A 26,479-nucleotide genomic window follows, 5' to 3' on the forward strand; every position below is an offset into this window, starting at 1 on the left:
CTCTCGCTCGCCGCCGGGCATACTTCAGCGGGACGACTCGGAGCGGACGACGGTAACCGTCACCGCACCGCAGACGCACTCGTGCGCTTCGCGGCGGCCAGCGTCGGTCTCGAACACCAGCGCCGGCTCCCCGAGCGAGCGCTCGCAGTGCTGGGCCTCGCAGGTCGGTGTCGCTGCCTCGTGCAGTTCAGTGAGCATATCTGGATAATAGGTGGCTACCTATGTCAAAGCGAGCCGTCCCCGCAGTGAAAGTGAAAGTGAAGGCGTGGGGCAAAGGATATGCCCTCGGGGAACGGGCCACAAGGTATGTCGCTGGAGTGGCGCGGCGCGGCGGTTGCGCCGGACGACGAGATGCCGTCCCCGGAGGCGTGGGAACCGGTGTCGGTACCCGGCCGGCCAGAACAGTTCGCCGGCGCCGAGGCCGTGGCCTACGAAACGACGTTCTCGGACCCGCGGGACGAGAGCGACGCACACGCCCTGCTCGTACTGAACGGAACATACGCGCACACACGCGTGTGGTGCAACGGCGATTTACTCAGCAGCCACGATGCCTACTTCGAACCGCTCCGGATTCGCCTCCCCGAGAGCGAGGAGTACAGGATCGTCGTGGAGTGTCGCACGCCAGAGGACCGCTTTGGCGGCCTGCACGCGACCGACCAGCTTCCGCCGGAGCGCTGCGTCCCGGGCATCTGGTGGGATGCGAGCATCGAAACCAGACCGGACCCCTGCGTGAGCGAGCTTTCAGTCCAGCCACAGGTGTCGGAAGAAGACGTGTCCGACGCGACGGTCGAGGTGTCGGCGACCGTCCTGACCGAAGAGCCCCTCGACGACCGGATAACCCTCTCTCTGCGGCCGGAAGGCGACGTGCGTGGCGGCGGAATGATGGATCGGGCCCGCGTCTCGACCAGTGACGAGCGGACAACGGTGGCCTACACGATGGACGTGCGCGACCCGTCACTGTGGTGGCCCCACGACCGCGGCGCGCAGTCCCGCTACGTTCTCAGGGCGAAGCTCGGCGACGACGAGCACTCGGTGACGACGGGACTGCGCACCGTCTCCTACGACGACGGCCTGCGGGTCAACGGCGAGGCCGTGCCCGTTCGCGGCGTAACGCTGCTGGACCCAACTGTTGAAGATGTCGCACGGGCTGTCGACGCCAATGCAAATCTGGTTCGGATTCGGGCACAGGGAACGCCGCCCGAAGTGGCCCGCGCCTGTGACGACCACGGCGTCCTGCTCTGGCAGGACCTCCCGCTGTCGGGCCCTGGTTCATTCGACCGCGAACGAGGAATTGCCCTCGCAACGCGGCTCGATACGACCTACGCACAGCATCCCAGTTTCGCGGCGGTCGGTGTTCACGACGAGCCAGTATCTCCGTACGCTGACGGGCTGGGCTCTGGGTTCCTCGACAGACTTCGCGTCCGATGGCGCGCTTGGCGAGCCGGCTACGACAGCACGGACGCCAAGTCAGTGGCCGGGAGCGTCGACGCCGTTCCGACGTTTCCGGTGGTCGGTCCGCCCGGAATCGGTCCCGACGCGGCCACGCTGTACCCGGGGTGGCAGTATGCCGACACGGCCGACCTCCCGTGGCTCTGTTCCACGTTCGGCGTTGGCGATGTCGTCGCCGGTTTTGGTGCCGGTGCGCTTGGGCGGCCGGACCCGGGCGACAGTCCCGGGTTCGATCGCGCCTGCCACGACCGACACGTCGACGGCGGCCTCGACGCGTCACAGGCGTATCAGGCCAGCGTCGTCCGCGAGGTTGCCGAGTCGCTCCGGCGCCGCGCCACGCCACTCATGATCGTGGATAGCCTCCGAGATGTCGGTGACGCCGGTATGGGTCTGCTCACCACGGATGGCACCGGGAAGACGGCGTTCAGTGTTCTTGCCGACTGTTACGAGCCCACGCAGGTAATACTCTCGGACCCAGCACCCGGCGAGCGGGATGTCGTCGTCCTCCACGACCGTCCAGAAAAAGCGGACCTCACCGTGGAATGGGACTGCAACGGGGACCGCGAACAGGCCGAACACACTGTCGGTCCGTTCGCCCGCGTCACCGTCGACACGCTTACTCTTTCAGCCGGTGACGACGTGACGCTCGCCGCCACCGACGGCCAGACTGTCGTCAAGAACGAGTACCGTATTAGCGAGTGATATATGCCCGTGATATACAAGGGAACCACAGACGATAGTGACCGTCTCGCCCCCGAAATAGGGCGTGTGAGACGTTGACGCGGTATTCAGTGCACCGGAATGTTTAAACAATATCCACCTCTATTCGTAGACACCAGAACGCTTCCGCGTTCAGGCAGTATCGCTTTCAGCCCAACATGAGAGGGAACCCTTGTTATTGGTGTCAGCCCCTCAGTAGTGGGCCGACTGTCTGTGCTGAAGCGGTGATGGCATAGAGGATTCAACAATGGCAGACTCGATAGACGAATCAAAGAACGTTACAGTAACCGAAGAGGATCTCGAAAACAAATCGAAAGGCGAGCTCATCAAACTCGCCGGCCAGCTCCGCGACCGACGGAACGAGCTGAACCAGATGGCGTCCGAGCGGGCCTCCGCCCGCGACGACCTGAACGCGAAGACTCGCGAAAAGGTCGACGAAGCCCAGGAACACCGCGAGAAACGCGACGAGCTCAACGAGCAGGTCCAAGAGCACAAGGACAAGCGAAACGAGCTTAATGCGGAAGCAAACGAGCTGTTCGACAAAGTCGATAACCTGAAAAACGACCTCGAACTCGATGAGGGCACGTCGGTCGAACAACTCAAAGAGGAGATCGAAGATCTCGAGTTCAAGCAACAGACCGAAGTGCTCTCCTCGGAGGACGAGAAGGAGCTCATCGAGAAAATCGAGACCAAGCGCGAGAAGCTCCAGGAGAAACAGGAGAAGCTCGACCAGGGCGGCGACCTCGAAGAGCTCAAAGAGGAAGCGGAAGAGGTCCGCTCGGAAGCCTCGAAGCACCACCAGAAGGTCACGGAACTGGCCGACGAGGCTCAGAAGCACCACAACGAGATGATCGAGGCCTACCGCGAGGCCGACGAGATCCGTGACGAGGCCGACGAGAAACACGAGGAGTTCGTCGAGGCCCAGGAAGCGGCCGACCAGCACCACGAGGACTTCGTCCGCGTCCAGAAGCGCCTCCGCGAGCTCGACAAGAAGGAAGAAGAGCAGGAGCGCTCCCAGCGTGAAGAAAAGCAGGAAGCCGCTCGCGAGGAAGCCGAGGAGATTTACCAGAAGTTCAAGGAAGGCGAGACCCTCGACACCGAGGACCTGATGAAGCTCCAGAAGGCCGGCAAGCTGTAAGTCTGCGGGATTTTCTCTCTGTTTTCTCGGACCATAGATGCATCACTCACCTGGCCTGCTCCAGCTCGGCGCGCTCTCGCTCGTCCCGACAGCTCTCGGTGGAATCCTGTTTGGCCTCGCTCTCGCCGCGCCACCGGGTCCGATGAACGCCGTTATTGCCGAGGAGAGTGCACTGCGGGGCTGGCGGGCCGGCTTCCTCGCTGGCCTCGGCGCGATGACTGCTGACGCCTGCTTCCTTGTGCTCGCTGTGCTCGGCGCCGCTACGATCATCACCGAGACGCCGGGACTTCGACGAGTGATGATCGGTGCCGGCGGGCTCCTGATGCTCTGGTTCGCGTACGGAGCAGTTCAGGAGGCCAATACAGTAGTTACCGAGGGGGAGTCGTCGGTCGCGTCCGGGGACAGCCGGGGCTTTCGCAAGGCGCTCGTGCTGGCACTGACAAACCCCTATCAGGTCGCCTTCTGGCTCACCGTCGGCGTGGGCCTCCTTGAACCGGGTGTGGTCGACGTGGCGTCGTACGTGCCCGCGGTCGGGTCTGACGCATTAACCGTCCAAACCGGCCACCCGGTGCTGTTGGGTGGGTTTTTCGGCGGGATCGGTATCTGGATTACGGGATTTCCGGCGGCGATTGTCGCCGCGAGAACGCGTATCGAGCGGCTCGCACCGCTGGTCGCGTGGATTAGTGCCGCTGTTCTCGCCGGGACTGGGGTTCTGTTCCTGCTGCGGGCGCTATGAATCGCCCATCCCAGTCGCCACCTCGTCGAGGTCGTCTTCGACAGCCATGTCGGCGACTTCCATCGTTAGCCACTCCTGGAACCAACGGGTCCGCTTGAGCCGCTGGTGGACGATAGACTCGGCGGTGTCACTCTGCACGCGCTCGCGCGCGTCCTCACCGCGCTCGATGACACGGTCGACCATCTCGGCCGCGTCCATATGCGTCCGGGACTCATAGCCCATGCGCAACAACATCAGGGCGGTCCCGTTCGCGCCGACTTTGTCTAGGATGTCCGCCTCGATGAGACACTGTACTTCCAGCGGCAGGTCGTCCAGCGGCCCCTGGTACGAGTGAGCCTCGACGGCGGCGCAGACCTGTTCGATGAACGATTCTGGGTAGTCACCGTGTGCCCGCAGATACTCGCGTGCGATCCGAGCGCCGGCTTCCGCATGGAGGTCCTGCTCGGCTTCCAGTTTCGCGATGTCGTGAAACAACGCTGCAACGCGAGTCACGTCCACGTTTGCGCCCTCCTTGCGGGCGATTTTTGTCGCGATGTCGACGACGTTGAGGATGTGGTTGAAGCGATACTCCGCGGAGTGCCACGGATACCAGCGCATCCGGCCGCCCTCTTCTTCGTTTTCGACGCTCGCCGCGAGGTAGTCGTGGACGAACTCCTTCATTTCCTCGAACGCGTCGGCTGAGACAGGTGACTCCCTAATCTCGACGCCCACAGCACCACCTCCCGAAACGGATTTCGATAGTCATCTTACACATATAGACGTACGTTCGACTCTTTAGCGTTACGACAGGGAGAACGGCTGCTACACCGGCATTTTCAGATGGAGATAGCGGGGTAAACCCCGTCGTCGCAGTCTCCCGAAGGGACGCATTACTATCTCTGACGCTGTGTCAGGTAGGGTCATTACTGGGAGCCAGCCAGCGACTGGTTCTCAGCGGCTGGGAACATCAGTCCAGCTTTTTACATCTAATAGATAAATCAGCATACATGCCTCTCCAGCCACTCCACATGCCCGTCGGCGATGTGTCGATCGTGACCCACGCGGCGAACGAACACGCGGTGACTGATGTGCTCGTCGGCGTCGGTATCGCCCTGTGCCTGTTCGGCCTGTACTACAAGCTGATACTCCTCCCGGCAAACAGACAGGAATCGTCACAGCGCACAGGGGACCAGTCGCCGCCGTAGTTACAGATAGGCGGCGTCCCACCGCATCGGCTTGCGAACGTTCCCGCAGTTGTTACATTCGATACGGCCCATCGAATCCATCGCGTTCGCCAGCGTCTCACAGTTACTACAGAAGTACCCGTAGCGGTCGCTTCCCTCTTCGGTGACGTGGACCACGTGGAACGGCGCTATCGACCCGGACTCGTGGTTGTTGTGGTCGACGTAGACCGTCCGGCCGTCGTCGGTTATCGGTTCGCGGCCGAGCTCTTCGGCGTCGGTGTAGAGGTTCTCGACGTAGGTCCGCCCAGCGATGTCGACCTCGCCCGTGCCAGCGCGTTCGAAGCCGCGGTCCTCGTAGAAGCTGTTGCCTTCGACGTTGTCGGCCAGCACGCGCCCTTGGAGCGTCTCGGCACCGCGGTCGTGGAGCTCTCCGTGGGTCTCGTCAAACAGTGCCGACCCGATCCCTTCGCCGCGGTACGCTGGGTCGACGTGCAGCCAGAGTATCGTTCCGATGCTATCCCCTGAGAGGACGCTCTCGGAGAGACCGACCACCTGCCCATCCTGCTCAGCGACGAGAATCAACCGGTTACTCTCCTCTGTAAGTATTTGATTGATACGCTCTTCGTCGTACCACTCCTCGATAGCGCTCGTGATCGCCTTCGGCCCCAGCGAATACGACGCCTCTAACGAGCGACGCGCCACGTCACGGATAGCCGGCCTGTCCGACGACACTGCCTCCCTGATTTTCATATGCCACTAGTTGGCACGAAACATCATAAATCTACAGTTCGGTGTCAGAATTTGGGACACTCGTTGGGCTATTCATGTGAGGGCACTGCGATTTGTTGCCTCGAATGGGGCGTGTCAGCCCGTTAGCGCTGCTATCGCACCCTCTAGAAATGTGACCGCTGTTTGTGTTCTGGTAGCCGACACTTCAGTGGAATTCAGACCACGGGGACTCGAATTTTCTCGTCCGCTGAGTTCGACTCGCCGAGGATATCTACGGTTCACAAGCTTGCTCTGAATAGTCCCGAGCGGATTCGAACCGCGAAGACTCGAATCCTCTCGTCTTCTGAATATCGAATCCGCGAGAGCCACCCACTTCTCACGTTCGTTTGTCGGAGGATAGTCCCGGGCGGATTCGAACCGCCGTCAAGGGCTCCAAAGGCCCTTATGATTGGCCACTACACCACGGGACTTCATTCACTTCGTCTGTCCCGTGTACCGCGCAAATCCACAGGATTTGCTCACCACCACGGGACGTCACTCGCTATGAGCGATCCGTATGCAGGATAATCGACGGAACGCACTTGAACGCTTCGAGAGCGGCCGGTCAGTCGCTGGTGACTTCAGCCTCGACTTCGAGCAGGCCACAGACATCCCCCTCAGGGTCGAAACAGTCGGGACACTGCGGTTTACGGTCGATAATCGTATCGAGACGGTCAGCGACCGTTTCGTCGATGACGCCCTCCAGCTGCTTTGCCTCGGCCCGGAACTCCTCGACCTCTAGCACCTCGATGAGGAACCGTTCGATGATACAGTAGTTCTGGAGCGCCTCGCGAGCCTGTGCGATGCCGTCGTCGGTGAGGTCGACGCCTTTGTACTTCTCGTGGTTCAGCAGCCCACGGCTTTCGAGTTTGCCGATCATCTCGTTGGCGCTCGCCGGACTGACATCAAGCATATCGGCCACGTCGCCGGTGGATGCCGGACCGTCTTCTTGCTGTTGCGTGAGATAGATCGCTTTCAGATACTGGGCCTGCGTGTTCATTGATAGTCCTCCATCAGGTCGGTCACGTCTTCGACACCTTCTGCCTCGTCCTCGCGGATATCCGACAGCACGGCAAGCAGCCGTTCGCGGTCGATAGTGAATGTCACGTCGGACGCCTCGATGGCTTCGATGAGGTCGTCGTAGAACTTGTACGCCGTCTCCTCGTTACAGAGCTGGTCGTACAACACGCCGTCGAAGTCCTCGTCGGCCTCGTACTGGGCCTCGACTAGCATCTCGATTTCCTCGAACGGAACGGTGTCCGCTTCGAGGTCGTCGATGAGTGCCTCCAGTTGCCGGCGGTGCTCGGCCGACTCCGTCTCGGCGTGCGCGAGGAGGTCGAGCACCGCCTGTTCGTGCTCTCCGCTCGTTTCCTCGGCGTGCTTGGCCGCCCGTGCCTCGACGACCTCTTCGAGGACGATGCCGATCTGTAGCAACCGGGCCAGCTGATGATCGGACACCACTGGCTGTGTGAGACTCACGGTACAACCCCCACTCGGTGCTGTGCTCCAGTCATACACGTAGTTCGGGGAGGGCCGGACTTAAGCGGTTCCCTGTCGTCGAACTGAAGCCGTTCAGGCTCGGTCCGCGGACGGACCCGAAACTACCAGAGGCTGGGACTCGATGGCACACACGAGATGGTCGAACACGGCTGGCACGAGGACGCGGTCATCTACACACTGGACGTAAAGACGTTCAACGACAGCAACGGCGACGGCTGGGGCGATTTCCGGGGCCTCATCGAGAAGCTCGATTACATCGAGGACCTCGGCGTGACCTGCCTCTGGCTCCGCCCGTTCTATCCGAGTCCACTCCGGGACAACGGGTACGACGTCGCCGACTACTACAGCGTCCACGACCGGATGGGAACACTGGCAGACTTCCGAGAACTCACCGACCGCGCCCACGACCGCGGCATCCGTGTCCTCACCGACCTCGTGTTCAACCATACCTCGATCGACCACGAGTGGTTCCAGCGCGCCCGCGGGGACCCGGACTCGAAGTACCACGACTACTACCTCTGGACTAGCCACCTCGACGATGCGTACCAGACGACCAACATTTTCCCCGACCGCGAGGACGGCGTCTGGAGCTACGACGAGGTCGCCGGCAAGCACTACTTCCACCAGTTCTACCACCATCAGCCGGACCTCAACGTCGCCAACCCCGCTGTCCGCGACGAAATCCACGACGTGATGCGCTTCTGGCTGGACCAGGGAGCAGACGGTTTCCGTATTGACGCCGCCCACCCGATGCTGCTGCCGAAGGGGCACAACGGGACAACCGAGGACATCGAGCTGTTCAAAGAACTGAAACGCGTCGTCAGGGAGACGAAGGACCACGCCATCCTCATCGCCGAGGCCGACGACCAGCCCGAACACCTCGATTACTACTTCGGTGACGGCGAGGCGTTCGACCTCCTGTTCAATTTCGTCCTGAACGCTCACATGGTGTACGGCGTCGGCGTCAGAGACACCTGGCCACTCCACCGCGCGAACGAGGTCCTGCCGGACATCTCAGGGATCGGACAGTGGGCGAACTTCCTCCGGAACCACGACGAGTGGAACCTCCTGAAACTCCCCCACGAAGCGCTGGAACACGCCCGGGAGTACTTTGGCCCCGATGACGGTTCCTCGTGGATTTTCGGTCGGGGTCACCGGCTCCGGCTGGCAGACCTCCTCGGCCACGACCACGACCGCATCGCGATGGCTCACAGCCTCCTCTTTGCGTATCCGGGGACACCGGTCATCCTCTCCGGCGACGAGATCGGCATGGGCTCGGACCTGTGGCTCGACGAACGGGAGTCTGTCCGGACGCCGATGCAGTGGGACGACACCGAGAACGGCGGCTTCTCGACGGCCGCTCGCGAGGACTGCTACAACCCGCCGGTCGTCGGGAAGGAGTACAGCTTCGAGCACATCAACGTCGCTGACCAGCAAGCCGACCCTGACTCGCTGCTGTCACACATCCAGCGTCTCGTCGCGGCCCGCAAGCGCAACCCAGAACTCAGCGGCGGCGACCTCCATCTGATCGAATCGGGCCACAAGGACGTGCTCGTTCACCGCGTCGACACCGGTGACACCGCCTTCATCTTCGCCCATAACTTCGCCGACGAGTACCGCGAAGCCGTCCTCCAGTGGGAAGTCCCCGACGCCGACACGTCGAAGGCAGTCGGTGACGGCGGCTATCACATCGAAGACGGCGGCGTCACCTTCCTGCTGGACCCGTGTGACTACGTCTGGCTCCGTGGCGATAAGCGCGACTGGTGACTGACTGCAGACGGTCACAAAAAACAGCAAAAACAAGCCGCGTCTCGCGGGCCGGTCCGTTGCAGTTCGAGGCCGCTGTGGGACCTCGTTACTCCCGAAGACGCTCGTAGATGAGCTGGTCGAGGTCTTCGCGGAGTTCGTCGACCTGCACCTCTTCGAGTACCGGGACGTAGAACCCTTCGACGAGCATGTTCTTTGCACTCTCCGGGTCGACACCGCGGGAGGTCATGTAGAACATGTCCTCTTCGTCGACCTGCCCAACCGTCGCGGAGTGGGAGGCCTCGGTGTCGTGGTTGTTGATGATGAGCTTCGGCGACGCGTCGGCCTCGGAATCGTCGGAGAGCATGAGCGTGTTCTCACGCTGGTAGGACGACGTGTCCCAGGCCTCACGACCGACATCCTGCACGCCCTCGTACACCGAGCGGGCGTCATCGTCGAGGACGCCGCGGGTGACGAGGTCGGCGATAGTGTGTTCAGCCTCGTGCCAGACACGCGACGCGATGTCGAAGTGCTGGTCCTCGTGGCCGAAGAAGGCTCCGAGAATCTGGGACTCCGAGGAGTCGCCGAGCAGTCGGGTCTCGACGTTAGACTTGGTCAGTCGGGAGCCGATGTTGCCGTCGATCCAGTTGACCGTGGCGTAGGTGTCGGCGTGGCCGCGCTTGACCTGGAAGTTGTAGGTCTCTTCCGAGAGGTTCTGGAGCGCGCCGTACTGGACGTAGGCGTTCTCCTCGGCGACGACCTCGACGATACCAGAGTAGTACTGGTCAGCGTCGGTCGTCTCGCCGGTCTGCTGGCGTTCCAGAATCGTGACCGAGGAGGACTCCTCGGCGAGGACGAGCGTGTAGTTGAACAGCGACTGGCTGTTCATCGTCGTCCGGATCTTCACGTCCTCGGCATCGACGCCCTCGGGGACGTAGACGACCGTCCCGGCCGAGAACAGGGCCGTCGACAGCGCGGTGAGGTAGTCTCGCTGCGGGTCGACGGTACTGCCGAAGTGCTCCTCAACGAGGTCTTCGTGCTCGTCGAGCGCCTCGCTCCAAGAGAGGACCTCGACGCCCTCGGCGTCGACGCGGTCCTTGTCCTGTGCGTAGTCGAGCGGGTCGACCAGCGACTCGTATTCGAGCGCGTCGAGGTTCGTCCACGTCCGACCCGGCGTCCGGATAACGTCCGGCATTTCGAGCTCTTCGAGCGCCGCGAGCGCGTCCTTTCGCGTCTCAAGCAGCCACTCCGGCTCGCCGAGATCGTCTGAAATCTGTTCCACTTGGGCCTCTGTGAGATTGGCGTGTACCTGCGTACTCATGGTTATCCGAGCGACCCCTCCATCTCAAGCTCAATGAGGCGGTTCAGCTCAACGGCGTACTCAATCGGCAGTTCCTCCGTGATCGGCTCGATGAAGCCGGCGACGATCATCTGCTTTGCGTCGTCGTCGTCCAGTCCGCGGGACTGGAGGTAGAAGACGTCCTCGTCACCGATCTTGCCGACAGTCGCCTCGTGGGCAACGTCGACCTTGGACTCCTGAATCTCCATGTACGGCATCGTGTCCGACGTGGACTCGTTGTCGAACATCAGGGCGTCACACTCGACGGAGGTCGAAGAGTCTTCGGCACCGTCAGCGATGTGGACGAGACCGCGGTAGTTCGTGCGGCCGCCGTCCTTGCTGATGGACTTGGACTCGATGGTGGACTTCGTCTCTGGGGCGTTGTGGTAGACCTTCGCTCCCGTGTCGATGTCCTGGCCCTCGCCGGCGAAGGCGATGGTGATGTGGTTGTCCGTCGCGCCGGGCCCTTTGAGGACGGTCGAGGGGTACAGCATCGTGGCCTTCGAGCCCATGCTGCCCGAGACCCACTCCATCGTGCCGTCGGCCTCGCAGATGGCGCGCTTGGTGTTGAGGTTGTACGTGTTCTTCGACCAGTTCTGCACGGTCGAGTACTGGACGTGAGCGTTCTCCTTGACGAACACTTCGACGCCGCCGGAGTGAAGGTTGAACTCCGAGTACTTCGGGGCGGAACAGCCCTCGATGTAGTGGACTTCGGAGTTCTCCTCGGCGATGATGAGCGTGTGCTCGAACTGGCCCATGCCGTCGGAGTTCATGCGGAAGTACGCCTGGACCGGCATATCGACCGTGGTGTCCTCGGGGACGTAGACGAACGACCCACCGGACCAGATAGCGCCGTGCAGCGCCGCGAACTTGTTGTCGCTCGGCGGCACGGCCTTGGTCATGAAGTACTCTTTGAGGATGTCTTCGTGTTCCTGGACGGCCTTGTCCATGTCACAGAAGATGACACCCTTCTCCTCCCAGCGCTCCTGCATGTTCTGGTAGACGATCTCGGACTCGTACTGCGCGCCGACGCCTGAGAGCGCGTTCTTCTCGGCTTCCGGGATGCCCAGTTTGTCGAAGGTGTCCTGAATCTCCTCTGGGAGGTCGTTCCAGTCGTCGACGCCGCCGCGTGTCTCGATGTCGGGGCGGATGTACGGGACGATTTCGTCCACGTCGACCTCGGAGAGGTCGGGCGCGCCCGGCCAGCCGTCCGGCATCGGCATCTCCTTGTACTGTTCGAGCGCGCGAAGGCGGCGTTCGAGCATCCATTCGGGCTCGTCCTTGTCTTCGGAGATGACCCGGATGGTCTCCTCCGTGAGGCCCTTCTCGGCTTCGAAGGCGGACTTCTCCTCTTTCTTGAACTCGAAGCGCTTCTCGGTGTCCGTTTCCTTGAGGTGGTCTTGATCTGAACTCATAGTGTGTGTAGTGTTATCGCTGTGTACGGAAGGGCGTTACGCGGCCTCGTAGGCTTCCTCTCGGACCCAGTCGTACCCCTCGTCTTCGAGCTTTTCGGCGAGTTCGGCACCACCGGAAGTGGCGATCTGGCCGTCGAGCATCACGTGGACGTGGTCGGGTTCGACGTAGTCGAGGATGCGCTGGTAGTGGGTAATCTGGAGGATGCCTGCGCCCTGCTCGTCACGGAGCGCGTTGATGCCGTTGGAGACGTCCTGCAGTCGGTCGATGTCCAGTCCGGAGTCGATTTCGTCGAGCACGGCAATCGAGGGCTCGAGAATCGCGGCCTGGAGGACCTCGTTTTGCTTCTTCTCGCCACCCGAGAAGCCAGCGTTGAGATACCGGGACGCGAACTTCTCGTCCATGTCCAGCTGCTCCATCTTCTCCTGGAGGATTTCCTGGAACTCGGCGACGCCGATTTCTCCTTCTTCGACGTTGCCCTCCATCGGGGAGGTGTCGTAGCCGGCGGCGTCCTCGTTGGTGTCGCCGCCCTCTGCGTCGGCCTCTTCTTCCTCGTCGTCCTCGAAGAGCTCCTCGCGCTCTTCGAGCTTGGCGTTGAGCGCGGTCCGCAGGAAGTTCACCATCGTGACGCCCTCAATCTCGGCCGGGTACTGGAAGCCGAGGAAGATACCGAGCGCGGCGCGCTCGTTCGGTTCGAGGTCGAGCAGGTCCCAGGTGCGGAGATCTTCTGGGATCTCCTCGTCGCCGAACTCGTCCTCTTCGAGGTGGATGAGCACTTCGCCGTCGGTTACCTCGTAGGCCGGGTGGCCGGCGATAATCTTCGCCGTCGTCGACTTCCCCGAGCCGTTGGGACCCATCAGCGCGTGGATCTCACCGGACTCGACTTCGAGGTCGACACCGCGGAGAATCGTCTCACCGTCCTCTTCTGCGACTTCTGCGTGGAGATTGTTGATTTCGAGTTTCGCCATAGGTATCTCTTAGGTCAACCGAAAGAAGGTACGTTTCACCCATGAAGCTTTCGCATTGCTGCGAACTCAACTTCTGTATATAGAAATAATATTTCTTGCAGCAGTAAGCCCCTGCTTTCTGTGGGTTACATGAAGCTGCCGAGTCCCGTCTGTTCCTGCCCGGACTTGACCTCCTCCCAGGAGATATCCATGGCTTCCAAGATCCGAGCAATCGGTCCTTTCAGTGTCTTATCGAGCATCTTGTCCCAGTCGATTTCGAACTCCTCGGGGATCTGGTCCGCGTACTCGAAGCAGATAACGTCGGGGTCCCGTCGGAACTCGCCGTACAGCGGGTCCCGCTGGGGGTCCAGTCCCTCCTCTTCCTCGATGCGCTGGAAGAAGTCCGAGTGGACCCGGTCGAGATAGAGGCGCTTGGGTTTCGAGCCGCTCTGGAAGTTCGTCCCCAGCAGAAGGTTGGCGTACTTCGCGCCCCGGACCTGCGCAGTGTCGGTGTCGTAGTTGTCGAGTTTCTTGCCGATGCCTCCGGGGATGCCCACGTCGTCATAATTGACGTTGCCGTCCTGATAGTCCTCGATGACATCGCTGACGTACTGTTTGATGGACTCGGCGTCTTCGCCGCGGACGATGCGGTCGATGACCTCCTTCTGGACCCGCTTGGTGATGGGCGCGATGTCCGAGCGCTGGTACTCGAAGCCCGTGATGTCGATGTCGTCGACGTGCTTGCCCTCCTTCCAGACGATGTTGCCCGCGTAGCGCTTCTTTTTGCCGGCCTGGAAGAACCGCCGGTAGAGCTTCTCGAACTCTATCTGGAAGCGATGCTCGTCGGCGTTGAGTTCCTCCATCGCGAACTCGTCGTACGAGTCGTTGATGGTCTCCTCCAGTTCGAACCCCTTCCCGATGGTCGCGGCGATGAGTTCGAGTTCGTCGTCGCTCATCTCCGGGTGTTTCTCGCGCATCTCGTCGGTGACGGTCACGTCGCCCTCGACGTCCGCCGGGCCGATGTCGCCCAACTGGAGCATGACAGAGTCGGTGTCCCCGTAGACGACCTCGTAGCCCTCGCTCGCGACGACCTCGTCGGTGTAGTCGATGACCTCGCGGCCGGTGGCGGTGACCGCCGCACCCATCTCCTTGTCGTAGAGGCGGAAGCGGTCCCACCCAAGTACGCCGTACAGGCTGTTCATTATCACCTTCACTGCCGCTTGCTGACGGTCTAAGCGCTCGTACTCCGGATTTTCGGGGTCAAAACTGTTCCGGCGTTCTTTCTTCTCCTCGCGCTCTGTCAGGAGTTCGTCGACCATCTCCCGGATGACGCCGTCCGGTTCCTTCCGGAAGTGCGTGCCGTTGGGCGCGCAGTAGGTGTCACCGTCGTAGGTCTCGGGGTCGACCTTCGTCTCCGGGCTGGCGTTGGTCGTCACCATGCACATCGGGTACAGCGACTTCAGGTCCAGCACGGTGACGTTCTCGCGGACGCCGGTGATGGGGTCGAACACCGCGCCGCCCTCGTAGTCCTCGCTCTCCTGTTGGCCCTTCGAGGGGAGCGCGAACTCGCCGTGGAGCTTGTGCAGGACGTACATGTCGACGGCGTCGCCAGGCGTCGTCGCGTCCTCCAGTTTGCAGCCGACGAAGGTGCGGACCTCGTCCCAGAAGTCGACGATGTCCTGCTCGCGGTCGAGTTCGACACACAGCTCCACGTCCCGGAGGTTGTACTCCAGCAACTGCTCGGGGTCTTGCTCCCAGAGGTCGCCGATGTCGCCAGTGTAGCGCTCCTTGCCGACGCCGAGTTCCTGCTCGCCGACGGCGTCGAGCCGGTAGGATTCGAGTTCGGTGAACTGCGTACGCTTGTAGGCATACAGGAGGTCGAAGACGACCCGGCCCTTGATATCGGGGCCGCCCCAGCCCGACCGCCAGACCTCGTCGACGCGGGAGAGGCGGTCGACGGACAGGTCGTAGTCGTGGTTGTAACTCTGGAGTTCCTCTAGGCGGTCGAGGAAGTACGGCGCGTCGAAGTCGTCGAAGTTCCAGCCCGTCAGCACGTCGGGGTCGGTGTCGATGATGTAGTCGACAAAGGCCTCCAGCATGGCCTCCTCCTCGCCGAAGACGCGCACGTCGGCCTCGAAGTCCTCCCGAATCGGGTCGTAGCCGGCCAGCGCCTCGGGGCCGTCGATGCCGTCGGGGGACTCGTACAGCCAGACGACGTACTCGTCGCGGTAGGAGTCGTGGGAGGTAAGGCAGATGATCGGTTCCTCGCCGTCCTCGGGGAACCCCTGCCTGTCGTCGACCTCGATATCGAAGGTGTTGACCCGCGGGTCGGCGTGGGCCTCGACCGGTTGAATCTCCTCGTGGTGGACCTTCAGGCTCCCGTCGTCGAGTTTGCGGGCGGGGACGCGCACGCCGCTCGTAATATCCTTGTCGATCAGCAGCCGGTTGGGAAAGAGGATGTCCGCCTCGTAGTGGTCGAAGTCGTCGCGTATCTGCCCCACGTCGCGTGGCGTCTGGCCGAATATCTTCGTCAGGCGCTCGCCCCGAATCGATTCGTAGGGCTCGCCGTCCGCGTCGGCTTCTTCCCAGCCAGTGATGCTATCGTACTGACGGAGTCCGTCGTCGGTGACGCTGTCGGTCGGCGCGTAAAAGTACGGCTTGAAATCGAAGACACGAGCGTGAACCGGTTCGTTGTCGTCGGTGCGGCCGAAGACGTGGACGACCGGGAATTCGTCGTCGCCCTGGCCCTCGATGGTGTAGTCGACCTGCGTGACGACGAACTCGACGGTCTCCTCGACGGGCGGGAACTGACGCTCGTCGAGATCGACGACGCTCGTCCCGCCGTCGCTCCCACCGTTGCCCGCGATGGCCGCCGCTTCGTCGGCGACCGGGCGGTCGTCTGTGCCCGCGTCCTGCCCGAAGTCCCCCAGCGTGCCCTGGGTGCCGTCACTCATTCTTGGCCTTGTTTCGAGATGCCGCATAAAAACACCGGCGGTCGACGGGGTATTGCCACAGGCAGAAAGTATATGCCATCGAGTAACATACCCAAGTTTGACGGCCAATGTCGCACCACGCATCCCCCCACGGCGAGGCGGATAGGTCCGAAGAACTGCGGTCGGAGCCGGCGCTCCCGGACGCCATCCAGACGACCGAGACCTACGAGACCGAGGAGGGGACAGTGTTTTACGACGCCGAGAACCCGCTCGCGTGGCTACAGACTGATACGGCGCTCACTTTACAGGAGATCGCCTGACAGGAAGTACTTTTAGCGTCCACGCGTCGTAGCTAGTGTGATGGACATCCCCGGCGAGGACGACCCGAACGAGAGCGGCGGCGTCCTCTCGGAAAAGAGCGAGTACGAACCAGAGGAGTTCGACCCGGAGAGCCTCGGACCGGACGTTCCGTCCCCGACGGACGGCGATTACAGCGGCGACACCACAGGGCTGTTCGTCAAACTCGTCATCGTGTTCAACGTCGCGCTGCTTGCCCTCTCGCTCGGCCCGATGCTTGCGTACTTCGAGGGACAGGTCGACCTCGGGGTCCGGATATTCCTCGTCGGCGTCATCGCCTTCGGCTACGGAACGTTTCGGTACATCCAGTTCGAGCGCGAGCGCAAATCGGACGACGAGGGCGACACAGCCGAGACCACACATACGCAGTCCGACGGCACAGAGTCAGGCGACCACAACGGCTAACCGGTCCGGCCAGCTACGAAGCATTATATGCGTACTGTGCGGGACGACGACGGCACGCGGTACTTACTGCTGAAGGAGTCCACCGATTCGAGTCTGGTCAGGGACCCTGAAACCGGTGAACAACGACACGTTCCGAACGCCGACCTCGAACCTGTGGATGGCGACTCACCGCTGACCACGGCCGCCAAAGCCGTTCCCGACGCCACCCGTCAAGTCATTACGGCGGCCCATGATGAGCGCGCGCTAGGCCTGCTCGTGGAACTCGACGAGCGCGGGCCGCTCCCCGTGGCGGAACTGCTCTCAGCCTACGATCTCTGCGAGAGCGACCTGCACGGCTTGCTAGCCGAGTTTCGCGCCGCCGGCCTGCTCACGGAGGCCAGAGTCCACGGCCAGCCGGGGTACGACACGACCGACACGGCCAGCGATGGGCTGGCGCAGCTCCGCGACTGAGGTCTGGTCAGCGTCGTGACTGCGGTCAGGCCAGTTCCGCGACCGTCGCTTCGACCTGCTCGACCCGCGAGCGGTTGGTCGTTGCGTCCTTCTCGACACGGACGAGGTCGTCCGCTGCACCGACGAGTTCCTCGTCGTGACTGACCACGAGAATCTGTTCGACGCCAACCTCGTCGCGCATGTACTCCACAAGGTCAAGCAGTTGCGTGACGTGGCCTGAATCAAGGAATACCGTCGGCTCGTCGAGGATTAGCGGCGGCATCGGTGCGGCTCCTTCGATACCCTCCGCGAGCAGACGATAGATAGCACATCGCAGGCTGAGGTTGAACAGCGCGCGCTCGCCGCCGGAGAGCTGTTCGGGTTCCAGCGGTTCGCCGTCCTTCTGGTACACCGTCAGCTGGTACTGTCCATCAAGCTCGATGTGTGAGTACGAGTCGTTCTGGTACACCAAGTCGAACGTCTGATTGAGCATCCGTTCGAGGGTTTCGACATTGCGCTGGCGCAGTTCCGCTCGAAGCGCGCCGTACATCTCCTGTAGCTCCTCGGTCTCCTCGTACAGCGTTTCGAGTTTCTCCAGGGTCACTTCGAGGTTCTCGCGCCGGTCCCGCAGTGACTCCAGTTCCTCGATTTCGTTCGTGACACCGCCGATGGCGTTTTGTAGTTCGTCGCGCTTCTGGCGTTTCTCCGCCAGCGCCTCTTCGGCCTGCTCGATGTACTGTTCCGCGCGTTGCTTCTCGTTGCGGGCTTCATCAATTCGCTCTTCGTCGAACGATTCGGCCAGGTCCTGCTTGCGCTCGCGCTTCTCCGCGAGCTGTTCGCGGCGCTGGTCGTTTAGTTCGGCCTGCTGACTGCGCTTCTCCCGCAAGCGCTCGATGTCGTCGTCGCAGTCGTCGATCTTCCCAAGCAGGTCTTCGACCCGCTCTAGACGCTCAATCGACTGCTTGACCTGCTGGCGCTCCTGATTGCACTCCGCGACGACCGAGCGGCAGTCTTCCGCCTGCTCGCGGGCTTCGGCGGCTTTCTCACGTTTCGTCTCGGCCTCGGACTCGTGGTCCGCTGCTTCCTCTCGGAGGGTTTCGATACGCTCTTGATCCGCGTCCAGCCCGTTCGCCTTCTCCTCAACGAGTTGGACGATGTTCGAGCGGTTGTTTTCGAGCGTCGCCAGTTCGTCCGCTGTCTCGACCAGCTCCGCCGCCGTCTCGTGTTTCGACTCCAGTGTTTCGACTTCTTCGCGAGCGTCTGCGAGCGTCGACTCCAGCTCCGCGATTCGCTCGCGGTCGTCCTCGATGGAGTCGACGTGCGGTGACTCGGCCACGTCCTGCCCGCACTCGGGGCACTTGCTGGCCTCCAGCAGCGCCTCGGCCTCCGCGAGCGACTCGCGCTCGCTCTCCAGTTTCGTCTCCAGTTCGGTCACCTGCTGTCGGGCCTCTTCGAGGTCACTGGCGACAGATTCTTTGTACGACTGCGCCCCGTTGCGGTCGGTCGGCGCGTTCTCGAACCGGGCTTCGAGGGCAGCGATCTGGTCGTCGATGTCGCTGATCTGCTCCCGGCGCTCGGCGATGGCCTCCCGCGCGGCTTCGATGTCTGCTTCCAGTTCGTCGGCCTCTTTGCGTTTCTCCTCGGCCCGGGATTCGAGGTCGGCAGCGCTGTCAGCGAGCGCATCAGCCGTGCTGCTGTGTTCCTTTGCGTCGACGCGCTGGTCCTCGATGCGGCCCTGCAGGTCGTCGTCGCGAGACTGTCGCTCTTCGAGTCGCGCATCGACGGTGTCGGGGTCCGGCTCCGAACTGTCGAGGTCGGTCTCGGAAACCGTTTCCGCGAGTTGCTCCTGAAGCGATTCCCGGCGGTCCTGTAGCTCCCCGATGCGCTCTTTGAGGTCGGTTCGTTCCGTCTCCGTCTCTGTGATGGTCGTCTCCAGTTCTTCGATGTCGTCTTCCAGCGCCGCCAGTTCCTCGCGTTTCTCCTCGTACTCTTCGAGGACCGATTCGGCCTGCGTGAGCGTCTCCTCGGCAGTGGCCTTCTGGTCCTCAATGTGCTCGATTTCGTCCTGCAGTTCCGATTCCTTTGTTTCCAAGCTGTTCAGGCGCTCGTGGAGGTCTTTCGACTCTTTCTCCTGTATCTGCTCGTCGAGTTGTGATAGTGCCCCCTGTTTGTCATCGCGCACGCGACCGACCCCGACGCGGGCGTCGCTGGCCCGCTCGCGGTACTCCTCCAGTTTCCCCAGTTGCAGGAGGTCGTCGAGCATATCTTGTCGGTCGCCGGGAGAGGCGTTGATGAGCTTGTTTACCTCGCCCTGACGGACGTACGCGCAGTTAACGAACGCCTCGCTGTCCATCCGTAGGAGCTCCGTAACGCGTCGGCGCACGTCGCGTGCCCCCTCGTAGTTCCCCTCGGGCGTCTCGAGCACACACTTCGCCGTCGTCGGTTGCGCCCCGGTCGCGCGGACCCGGCGCGTGAGGTGATAGTCGCCGCCGGCGTGAGAAAACCACAATTCGACAGTGCAGTCGTCGGCCCCGATAGTAACCACATCGCCGAGGTTCTCGTCCAGCGCCTTCGAGCCGTACAGCGCGAAGAAACAGGCCTCAAGTAGGGATGACTTCCCGCTCCCATTGAGTCCGTGGATGACGGTCACGCCGTTGTCCAGTCGCAGGTCGGCATCGTCGTAGCACTTGAAATTGGATAGCTTGACCCGTTGGAATTTCATTGTTGACCCTCCATCACAGGAACTCCTCGACGCTCGCTTGACTCTCGCTGTCTGTGCCGTCGGCTTCGTTCGCTGGTGTTCCGTCGTCGCCTTCGCCCTCGTTTGCACCCGCGGTGGCGTCGGTGTCGGACGCGCCATCGCTCGCCGCCGTCTCGGTGTCGGCTGCGAGGGCATCTGACTCCTCGGAAAGCAGTTCGCGGACGTGCCGTTCGACCTCGTCCTTGACGTTCGCGTCGGCGACCTTCGAGGCGCGTATCGTCTCGTCGATGTCGTGGGCGGCCTCGCTCAGTCCGAGCTCGCGGACGCGCTCGGTGACGGCGTCGTCAGGGTCGGCGAAGCTGATCTCCGTTTCTCGCTCCTCGGCCGTGATTTCCCGGTGGTCGGTGACGCGAGCCACGAGCGCACCCCGGTCAAGTGCAAATGATTCGACGCTGGCCGGAGTAACCGGGTCGCCGTCGCCGCTGATGGAGACGATGACGACGGCGTCCGCCAGGTCGTGCTGGCCGACGCGGCTCCGGACCCGTTCGACGCCTTCCTCGGGCCCGAGGTCCACGTCGACAAAGACGAACTCGCGGGTGTCGAGACCGCGACGTGTGATGCGTACTTCGTCGTCGAAGGTGACGATGTTGTAGCCGCGGTCCTCGCGTTCGCTCGCACTCGCGCGCTCGGTCGACCCGCAGTAGGTGACCCAGGTATCTTCGACCTGCTGTTTGCCGGGGTCGTGGTTGTCACCGAGCAACATCGCGTCGAACTCGACCGACGATTCGGTCAGAATTTCTTCGGCGTCCCAGTCGCCGTACTCGAAGGGCTGGAACAGGCCGTGGGTGACCAGCGCGGCGCTGTCTGCGTCGTGGGCGGCAAAATCATAGTCGAGGTCGTCGCGTTGCGAGCGTGGCACGAAATCGAGGCCGTAGAAGGCGGTGTCGCCGATGACAGTCGGCTCGTCGTTGAGCCGCGTCGCCAGGCCGAGTGACTCGTACAGGTCGAGCCACTGGGCGTCCCGCTTGGCCTCGTGGTTTCCTACGACAGCAAGGAAGGGGATACTGGCTTCAGAGAGTTCTTCGAGGACGCTCAGCGTGCCCATGATGTCGGCCAAAGCCGGACGGCGGTCGTGGAACAGGTCACCGGCGTGGACGACAGCGTCAGCGTCGTCCCCGATGGCGTCTCGGACCACCTGCCGGAACGCATCAAGGAAGTCGTCCCGTCGGTCAGGGACGTTGTACTGCTGATATCCGACGTGGGTATCGCCGGTGTGTATCACCCGTGTCATTTGCCCACCTGTAAGCCAGCGCCACCTAAAGGGGTATCGTGAGCGGAGTGAAAGTGGTCGACAGGACTGTAATTGACCCGGTGACTACGACCCATCGTTTGGCCCCGCCGCGGCGTCCCGGTACCGCCGGAACGCTCGCAAAGCCGCCCGCCCCTCATCTGCCAGCCCGCTCACTTCGTGTTCGGCCTGTTCGACGGCCGCTTGGAGTTGGCCGACGCCGAACGTCTCGACGAAGGCGACTGCTCTGTCTAAATCGTCGGTTGCCCGAGACGCTCGCTCGATGACCGTCTGGTAGCCGGCGTCACCGCCCGTCTCATCGGTCGCCATCCGGGCTGTGGTACTATCGCCCTCTCGGTCGGCTGCTCGGGTCGCTTGGCCCCTGTCGTCGCTGTTGCCCTCACCGGCAGCGAGCGCCGAGAGTGCCGCTTTCACCTGGTCGCTATCGGCCATAGCGTGGCGTGGCCACGGCATCCTATATAAATGTTCACCGGTACCGAGGCAGATAATGACGCTGTGGAGACAATCGCCCAACCGAACTGATCGAGAACGCGTACAAGATAGTGAGGTGATTCGTTCGATAGAACTAACGGTCCTGCGATAGTGCTAGCTGACAACGAAATAATAGTATTTTATCATGCCGCTGTGCAAATTTCGCTCCGACGACACGGCGCTTTCGTCAATCACAGTCGTCGCGCTGCTGATTCTGGCAACCCTGCTCATCTCCGTCATCCTCGCGCTGTTCATCCTCGGCGGGTAGGGCGGGGCGAACGTTTTCTGGCAGCGACCGGTGCGTTTCCCGCAGGACCCCGTCCAAGCGTTCAAATAATAGCACGGGACCAGCGCCGAGCATGACAGATATCGAGACGCTGGCCGAACGGCTCCGTACGGTCGAACGCGCTGTCACAGACGGAACGACGGAGTTCCCGGAAGTGACGGAACTCGCTGAGTTGGAGAAGCGCGTGGACGCCCTTGAGCAGCGTATCGCCGACATCGACGAGCGGACGACGGAACTCGAAGCCGCTACACAGGCCCTCCGCGGCTACGTGGGGAATGTTCGCACGGTCAACGAGGATATCGAGCAGCGCGCCGATGCGGCGCTGGCGGCCACTGACCGACTGGAGGAGCAACTCAACGACGCACTGTCGTCGCCGTCGGCATCTAGTCTACAGGCGGCTGAGAGCGATCAGAATCGAACCGAGGGAGTACAGACTGCTCCACGTTCGTCGGACGGCACCCATGCAGCGCCCGACACCGCGACCGACTTCTCCGCGATCACTGACAGCAGCACCCACGACAGGGACGAGACGCCTGATTCGGGCGTCGTCAGCCGCATTCGCGCGCTGCTGTGATATACCGGCTGGTCCTTGCCGTCGTGGTCATGACCGCACTCCTCGGTGTAACAGCCCCGGCACTGTCGACAGCCCGAGCGGACGCAGCCAGCGGCACGATGGAGCGTCAAGTAGACGGGCTGAGGACCGAATTGACGAGGCTAACCGAGACCGACGCCGCGACAGTGAACGGCGACGCACGGCGAACAGTGTCGATACGAATTCCCGTAGGGACCTACACGAATGCCGGCGTCAGTCAGCTACAGTTCGTGGATCGGGGCGGTGTCGGCGTCGCGACTTGGACGGTCGAGTCCCGGAAACAGACCGAACGGCTGGTCAGCATTCCGATCCGAACGACAGCCGCGACCGACAGACTCGACGAACCCGGCACACATCGGCTCGTATTCGTGCTGACGCGGTCAAACGGCCAGCGGATGCTGCGGGTCCATCGGTTTAAGTTCGAAGCCGCGGCGAGGCGTAGCCATGCGTGAGTGGCTCTTCGGGTCACCGACAGCATCCGACTGTCGCTGTGAAACGACTATCGAGAGTGGGCGGCTGGTGGTGACGGCCGACGAGTGTCCGGGCGGCGGCGACCTCGCCGCGTCGGCTGACTGCCGGGCGACAGTCGTCGATTCGCTCTCGTCGGCCGGTATCGAGACAGTCGTCACAGCGCAAGCTGGACAGGCGCGAGTGTACGCCGAGCGGGCGGCGGCAGTACTCACTGCGGCTGGCCGGTTCGCGACCAGAGTCACCGCGCTGGACGACCGCCTCGCAGCCCGTGCCCGACGGGACCCCGTCGCTGCCGCGACAGAGGCAGTCGGCCGAGCGGGGCCGGTCGCCGACTTGGCGGCAGAGACCGGATTGGCTGTCGCCACCGAGGGCTTCGACACCAGCGAACAGGCGCTTACTGCCTCCACCGGGCCAACGATTAGCGACGCCCGTGTCGAGACAGCGCCGCCGGCGGATGCGACGCTCCGGGGCCAGCAGGCGCTCCCGACAGATGCCATCGTTCGGAGATACGACGCGCACGGCGACCAACTGCCGGTGTATCATATCGAGCCCCGCGAACAGCGGTTCGACCCAGACACGATGGAGACGCTTGTCGAAGCGTACAGGCGAGTCGCGACCGCTGCCACCGACGGCGGCTGTCACCCGTACGATGCAGCTGCCGCGGTGGCCGGTGACAGTACGACGGCAACCGCGGTCGGTGCCGTGCTCGAAAAGCACACGGGCGGGCTCGGGATCTTGGAAGATATCTTCGCCGATAAGCGGGTGTCCGACGTGTTCGCCACAGCCCCAGTGAGTGACATCCGGCTCCGAGTGCGTTGTAACGGTGAAACGATGCGAACGAACGTCCGGCTGACGCCTTCAGGTGCGGACACGCTTGCATCGACATTCAGGCGGTCGAGCGGCCGGGCGTTCTCGCGAGCGAACCCGACGCTCGATGCAACGGCGACGGTGGCTGACCGGCAGATTCGCGTCGCCGGTGTGAGTGAACCGGTCAGTGACGGCCTCGCCTTCGCCTTTCGCGCCCACAACAGCGACGTGTGGCGGTTGGCGGACTTCGTCGACAACGGGACGATGCCGGCCGCCGTCGCCGGACTGCTCTCCGTCGCCGTGGAGCGCGGCGGGGCCTGCCTCGTCGCCGGTCCCCGCGGTGCGGGCAAGACGACATCGCTCGGGGCGTTGCTCTGGGAACTTCCCCACGAGGTCCGGACAATCCTGATCGAGGACACGCCCGAACTTCCGGCGTCGTCGTTGCAGTCCGACGGCCGGGACGTGCAGACGCTTCGGACCACCAGCGGAGACGGACCATCAGTAGATGCTACAGAGGCCCTGCGGACCGCGCTTCGGCTCGGCGAAGGCGCGCTCGCCGTTGGAGAGGTCCGCGGCGAGGAGGCCGGCGTTCTCTACGAAGCGATGCGTGTCGGTGGCGGCGACGGGGCCGTCCTCGGGACGATTCACGGCAACGGCCCCGAAGCCGTTCGGGAACGGTTGGTGTCGGACCTCGACGTCCCGGTCCAGTCGTTCGCCGCGACAGACCTCGTGATAACGCTGGCTCCGCCCGCGTCGGCGCACGGCCGCGGTATCGAATCTGTCGCGGAAATCGTCTCTCATGGCGATTGTGTATCTTTCGAGACACTCTACGAACGCGACGGACCGACAGCGACAGCTACCGGTCGCCTGACGCGGGGTAACAGCCGTCTGGTGGAGTCCATCGCCGCGCCCGACGAGTCCTACGCCGAGGTACTCGACACTATCGAGGCGCGAACCAAACGATTCGAGGAGTCGGTGGCTGTCGAGACACGCGGGAACGAGCCGCCCACAGACGAGGCCCAGCCGTGAGCTACGCCAGCGGTTCAGACGACTCCGGCGACAGCGCGAGCACGGCACCAGCCGCACCGCTCACAACCGCGGTCGTTGCGGCCTACCCGGGCACTGTCGAGGTACCAGACGACTACCGGCGAGCGTGTCAGTTGCTCTCGGTTACGACTCCGCCTGAGGCACTGCTGGCGGCGAGTTACGTCGTTGCCGTGTGTGGCTCCCTGCTCGCACTGCTCGTCGCTGTGACGGTGACCGGACTGCTGGCGACAACCGTCAGCCTCGGGTTCCTCGCCCTGTCTCTGAGCGTTGCGGCGCTGGGACGGTACGGCGTGCCGTTCGCCGCGAAAGCAAAGCGGATTCGAACGCTGGGGGCCGCACCCTCGCTTGTCACGACGCTGGTGCTCGGCGTGACACTGTGGCCAAGCGCCGAACGGGCGGCGGCGTTCGCCGGACGAACCGGACGCGGGCTCCTCGCCACACGGCTGGACCACCATCGGCAGCGAGCCGCGGGCACGCCACGGAGCGGTCTGGGAACGTTCGCGGCGGCTTGGAGCGACCGGTTCCCGGCGCTCGAACGCGCAGTCGGATTGGTCGAGAACGCGACGGCGGCCCCGGCCGAGGAGCGGCCCGAGATCCTCGAACGTGCACGGCGATGCATCCTCGACGGGACGCGCGACGAGATGGCGGCCTTTGCGGCCTCGATTCGCGGACCGGCGACCGGCCTGTACGCCTTCGGTGTGCTCTTGCCGCTGGCGATGGCGTCACTGCTGCCCGCCGCCGCTGCCGCAGGTGTGCCAGTGACAGCTCCCGTGTTGGCTGGGACCTACGGCGTCGTCATGCCCGCCGCGCTGCTGGTCGCCTGTTGCTGGCTTTTAGGACGGCGACCGGTCGCGTTCCCGCCTGCAACAATCCCGCGAAGCCACCCGGACGTGCCGGCGTCGGCACTCCCCTCAGTTGTGGTCGGAATCGGCGCCGGAATCGGGGGGTGGCTCCTTGCCGGCGCGCTCGTCGCTGCGTGGGCGTCTCCTATCGGGGCACTCGGGGCCGGCGTCGGGAGCGCGCTCGTCAGCTACTACCGACCCGTCGCCGAGGTCCGGGACTACGTCACCGACGTTGAAGCAGGCCTGCCGGACGTGCTATCGGCTGTCGGTCGACGGCTGGGTCGCGGCGAGTCAGTCGAAACCGCGCTTGTCGAGGCCGTCGATGAGACACCCACACCGACAAGTGCCGTCATCGAAGCCGCCGTCGCGCGTCAGGAATGCCTCGGGACCAGCGTCGAGGGAGCGTTTCTGGGTCCCGGCGGGGCGCTCGCTGACGTTCCGAGCCGTCGCACCCATCGTGCGGCAATCCTGCTGGATACGGCCGCGACAATCGGGCCACCGGCGGGAACATCCGTGACGGCGATGGGCGAGCATCTCGACGCGCTCCGGGCCATTGAGCGCGAGACGCGCCGAGACCTCGCACAGATAACCGAAACGCTGTCAAACACCGCTGCGCTGTTCGGTCCGCTTATTGGCGGTGCGACCGTCGCGCTGGCCGGGTCGATGGGCGGCGGCGAGCAGTTCGCTACCGTTTCGAGTGCGCTGCTGGGGCCGGTTGTCGGCTGGTACGTGCTCGTTCTGGCTGTGTTGCTGACGATGCTATCGACGGGGTTGCATCGGGGCCTCGACCGCGCGCTCGCTGGGTACCGAACCGGTCTGGCGCTCCTCTCGGCCACGGCCACCTTCCTCGCCGCCGTCGTCGCGACCGGGCTGCTGGTCTAAGTGTTTAAACCGGAGAACGCGGCCAAGA

Annotated in this window: 25 protein-coding genes and 1 tRNA gene; 13 read left to right on the forward strand and 13 right to left on the reverse strand. The window is 63.2% G+C overall.

Annotated elements, in window-relative coordinates:
- Nucleotides 1-24 precede the first annotated feature (24 nt).
- Nucleotides 25-198, reverse strand: a complete 174-nt coding sequence (locus tag DVK00_RS21555; RefSeq protein WP_199722308.1) for a hypothetical protein — start codon at nt 196-198, stop codon at nt 25-27.
- 108 nt (nt 199-306) lie between these two features.
- Here DVK00_RS21555 and DVK00_RS02265 point away from each other — a divergent pair, with 108 nt between their 5' ends.
- The 3 genes from DVK00_RS02265 to DVK00_RS02275 all read left to right on the forward strand — a co-directional run bounded on the left by DVK00_RS02265 (nt 307) and on the right by DVK00_RS02275 (nt 4,043).
- Nucleotides 307-2,151, forward strand: coding sequence for a hydrolase (locus DVK00_RS02265; protein WP_121577164.1), 1,845 nt, complete (start codon nt 307-309; stop codon nt 2,149-2,151).
- A 265-nt stretch (nt 2,152-2,416) separates the two neighbouring features.
- A complete protein-coding gene (locus DVK00_RS02270) occupies nt 2,417-3,307 on the forward strand; it encodes a coiled-coil protein (protein ID WP_101350746.1) in 891 nt (296 codons plus the stop codon).
- A gap of 37 nt (nt 3,308-3,344) precedes the next feature.
- On the forward strand, nt 3,345-4,043 hold the full coding sequence (locus DVK00_RS02275; RefSeq protein WP_101350747.1) for a LysE family translocator: 699 nt from the start codon (nt 3,345-3,347) through the stop codon (nt 4,041-4,043).
- On the opposite strand, the gene DVK00_RS02280 is transcribed toward DVK00_RS02275, so the two are convergent.
- Nucleotides 4,038-4,754: an HD domain-containing protein gene (locus tag DVK00_RS02280; RefSeq protein ID WP_053967478.1), complete on the reverse strand. Its 717-nt coding sequence runs from the start codon at nt 4,752-4,754 to the stop codon at nt 4,038-4,040. The two genes, DVK00_RS02275 and DVK00_RS02280, sit on opposite strands and share 6 nt — an antisense overlap.
- Before the next feature lie 275 nt (nt 4,755-5,029).
- Between DVK00_RS02280 and DVK00_RS02285 the strand changes: the two genes are divergently transcribed.
- Nucleotides 5,030-5,227 (forward strand): hypothetical protein, encoded by a 198-nt coding sequence (locus DVK00_RS02285; RefSeq protein WP_101350748.1) that lies wholly within the window; start codon nt 5,030-5,032, stop codon nt 5,225-5,227.
- Here the strand turns inward: DVK00_RS02285 and DVK00_RS02290 are convergent, their stop codons facing one another.
- The 4 genes from DVK00_RS02290 to DVK00_RS02305 form a co-directional block, all read right to left on the reverse strand.
- Nucleotides 5,228-5,956, reverse strand: a complete 729-nt coding sequence (locus DVK00_RS02290; protein WP_101350749.1) for a GNAT family N-acetyltransferase — start codon at nt 5,954-5,956, stop codon at nt 5,228-5,230.
- Nucleotides 5,957-6,332: 376 nt separating this feature from the next.
- Nucleotides 6,333-6,405, reverse strand: a tRNA-Gln gene (locus DVK00_RS02295).
- A 134-nt stretch (nt 6,406-6,539) separates the two neighbouring features.
- Nucleotides 6,540-6,974, reverse strand: a complete 435-nt coding sequence (locus tag DVK00_RS02300) for a metal-dependent transcriptional regulator (protein WP_053967475.1) — start codon at nt 6,972-6,974, stop codon at nt 6,540-6,542.
- On the reverse strand, nt 6,971-7,453 hold the full coding sequence (locus DVK00_RS02305) for a rubrerythrin (protein ID WP_101350750.1): 483 nt from the start codon (nt 7,451-7,453) through the stop codon (nt 6,971-6,973). Before DVK00_RS02305 ends, DVK00_RS02300 begins: the two co-directional genes overlap by 4 nt.
- Before the next feature lie 156 nt (nt 7,454-7,609).
- Here DVK00_RS02305 and DVK00_RS02310 point away from each other — a divergent pair, with 156 nt between their 5' ends.
- Entirely contained in the window at nt 7,610-9,241 is a 1,632-nt protein-coding gene (locus tag DVK00_RS02310; protein WP_121577165.1) for an alpha-amylase family protein, read from the forward strand.
- An 88-nt stretch (nt 9,242-9,329) separates the two neighbouring features.
- Here DVK00_RS02310 and sufD read toward each other — a convergent pair whose 3' ends face one another.
- The 4 genes from sufD to DVK00_RS02330 form a co-directional block, all read right to left on the reverse strand.
- The gene (sufD, locus tag DVK00_RS02315; RefSeq protein ID WP_101350752.1) at nt 9,330-10,541 is read right to left on the reverse strand and encodes a Fe-S cluster assembly protein SufD; all 1,212 of its coding nucleotides are present in this window, start codon (nt 10,539-10,541) and stop codon (nt 9,330-9,332) included.
- Nucleotides 10,542-10,543: 2 nt separating this feature from the next.
- Entirely contained in the window at nt 10,544-11,974 is a 1,431-nt protein-coding gene (gene sufB, locus DVK00_RS02320; RefSeq protein ID WP_004517166.1) for a Fe-S cluster assembly protein SufB, read from the reverse strand.
- 36 nt (nt 11,975-12,010) lie between these two features.
- A complete protein-coding gene (locus DVK00_RS02325; protein ID WP_121577166.1) occupies nt 12,011-12,940 on the reverse strand; it encodes an ABC transporter ATP-binding protein in 930 nt (309 codons plus the stop codon).
- A 125-nt stretch (nt 12,941-13,065) separates the two neighbouring features.
- The gene (locus DVK00_RS02330) at nt 13,066-15,873 is read right to left on the reverse strand and encodes a DNA-directed DNA polymerase (RefSeq protein ID WP_101350754.1); all 2,808 of its coding nucleotides are present in this window, start codon (nt 15,871-15,873) and stop codon (nt 13,066-13,068) included.
- A 107-nt stretch (nt 15,874-15,980) separates the two neighbouring features.
- Here DVK00_RS02330 and DVK00_RS02335 point away from each other — a divergent pair, with 107 nt between their 5' ends.
- From DVK00_RS02335 to DVK00_RS02345, 3 genes are read left to right on the forward strand one after another with little or no spacing between them, the layout of a single operon-like run.
- On the forward strand, nt 15,981-16,172 hold the full coding sequence (locus DVK00_RS02335; protein WP_004517169.1) for a hypothetical protein: 192 nt from the start codon (nt 15,981-15,983) through the stop codon (nt 16,170-16,172).
- A 40-nt stretch (nt 16,173-16,212) separates the two neighbouring features.
- Nucleotides 16,213-16,614, forward strand: a complete 402-nt coding sequence (locus tag DVK00_RS02340) for a hypothetical protein (protein ID WP_101350755.1) — start codon at nt 16,213-16,215, stop codon at nt 16,612-16,614.
- Between the two features lie 27 nt (nt 16,615-16,641).
- A complete protein-coding gene (locus tag DVK00_RS02345; protein WP_101350756.1) occupies nt 16,642-17,064 on the forward strand; it encodes a hypothetical protein in 423 nt (140 codons plus the stop codon).
- A gap of 25 nt (nt 17,065-17,089) precedes the next feature.
- On the opposite strand, the gene rad50 is transcribed toward DVK00_RS02345, so the two are convergent.
- From rad50 to DVK00_RS02360, 3 genes are all read right to left on the reverse strand, one after another.
- Nucleotides 17,090-19,765 carry a DNA double-strand break repair ATPase Rad50 gene (gene rad50 / locus DVK00_RS02350; RefSeq protein WP_121577167.1) on the reverse strand — a complete coding sequence of 892 codons (2,676 nt, stop codon included), beginning with the start codon at nt 19,763-19,765 and terminating at the stop codon, nt 17,090-17,092.
- Nucleotides 19,766-19,778: 13 nt separating this feature from the next.
- Nucleotides 19,779-21,035, reverse strand: coding sequence for a DNA double-strand break repair protein Mre11 (gene mre11, locus DVK00_RS02355; protein WP_121511581.1), 1,257 nt, complete (start codon nt 21,033-21,035; stop codon nt 19,779-19,781).
- Between the two features lie 84 nt (nt 21,036-21,119).
- Nucleotides 21,120-21,485 (reverse strand): hypothetical protein, encoded by a 366-nt coding sequence (locus DVK00_RS02360; protein ID WP_101350759.1) that lies wholly within the window; start codon nt 21,483-21,485, stop codon nt 21,120-21,122.
- Nucleotides 21,486-21,669: 184 nt separating this feature from the next.
- Here DVK00_RS02360 and DVK00_RS22190 point away from each other — a divergent pair, with 184 nt between their 5' ends.
- The 5 genes from DVK00_RS22190 (at nt 21,670) to DVK00_RS02380 (ending at nt 26,451) form a co-directional block, all read left to right on the forward strand.
- Nucleotides 21,670-21,792, forward strand: a complete 123-nt coding sequence (locus tag DVK00_RS22190) for a hypothetical protein (RefSeq protein ID WP_255410197.1) — start codon at nt 21,670-21,672, stop codon at nt 21,790-21,792.
- A gap of 91 nt (nt 21,793-21,883) precedes the next feature.
- On the forward strand, nt 21,884-22,384 hold the full coding sequence (locus DVK00_RS02365; RefSeq protein ID WP_101350760.1) for a hypothetical protein: 501 nt from the start codon (nt 21,884-21,886) through the stop codon (nt 22,382-22,384).
- Entirely contained in the window at nt 22,381-22,854 is a 474-nt protein-coding gene (locus DVK00_RS02370) for a hypothetical protein (RefSeq protein ID WP_121577168.1), read from the forward strand. The genes DVK00_RS02365 and DVK00_RS02370 overlap by 4 nt, the downstream gene beginning before the upstream one ends.
- The gene (locus DVK00_RS02375; protein WP_121577169.1) at nt 22,847-24,709 is read left to right on the forward strand and encodes an ATPase, T2SS/T4P/T4SS family; all 1,863 of its coding nucleotides are present in this window, start codon (nt 22,847-22,849) and stop codon (nt 24,707-24,709) included. Before DVK00_RS02370 ends, DVK00_RS02375 begins: the two co-directional genes overlap by 8 nt.
- A complete protein-coding gene (locus DVK00_RS02380; RefSeq protein WP_121535284.1) occupies nt 24,706-26,451 on the forward strand; it encodes a type II secretion system F family protein in 1,746 nt (581 codons plus the stop codon). The genes DVK00_RS02375 and DVK00_RS02380 overlap by 4 nt, the downstream gene beginning before the upstream one ends.
- Nucleotides 26,452-26,479: the final 28 nt, after the last annotated feature.

Origin of the sequence: Haloarcula sp. Atlit-47R (assembly GCF_003665985.1) — an archaeon.
In the GTDB taxonomy this organism is placed as follows: domain Archaea; phylum Halobacteriota; class Halobacteria; order Halobacteriales; family Haloarculaceae; genus Haloarcula; species Haloarcula taiwanensis.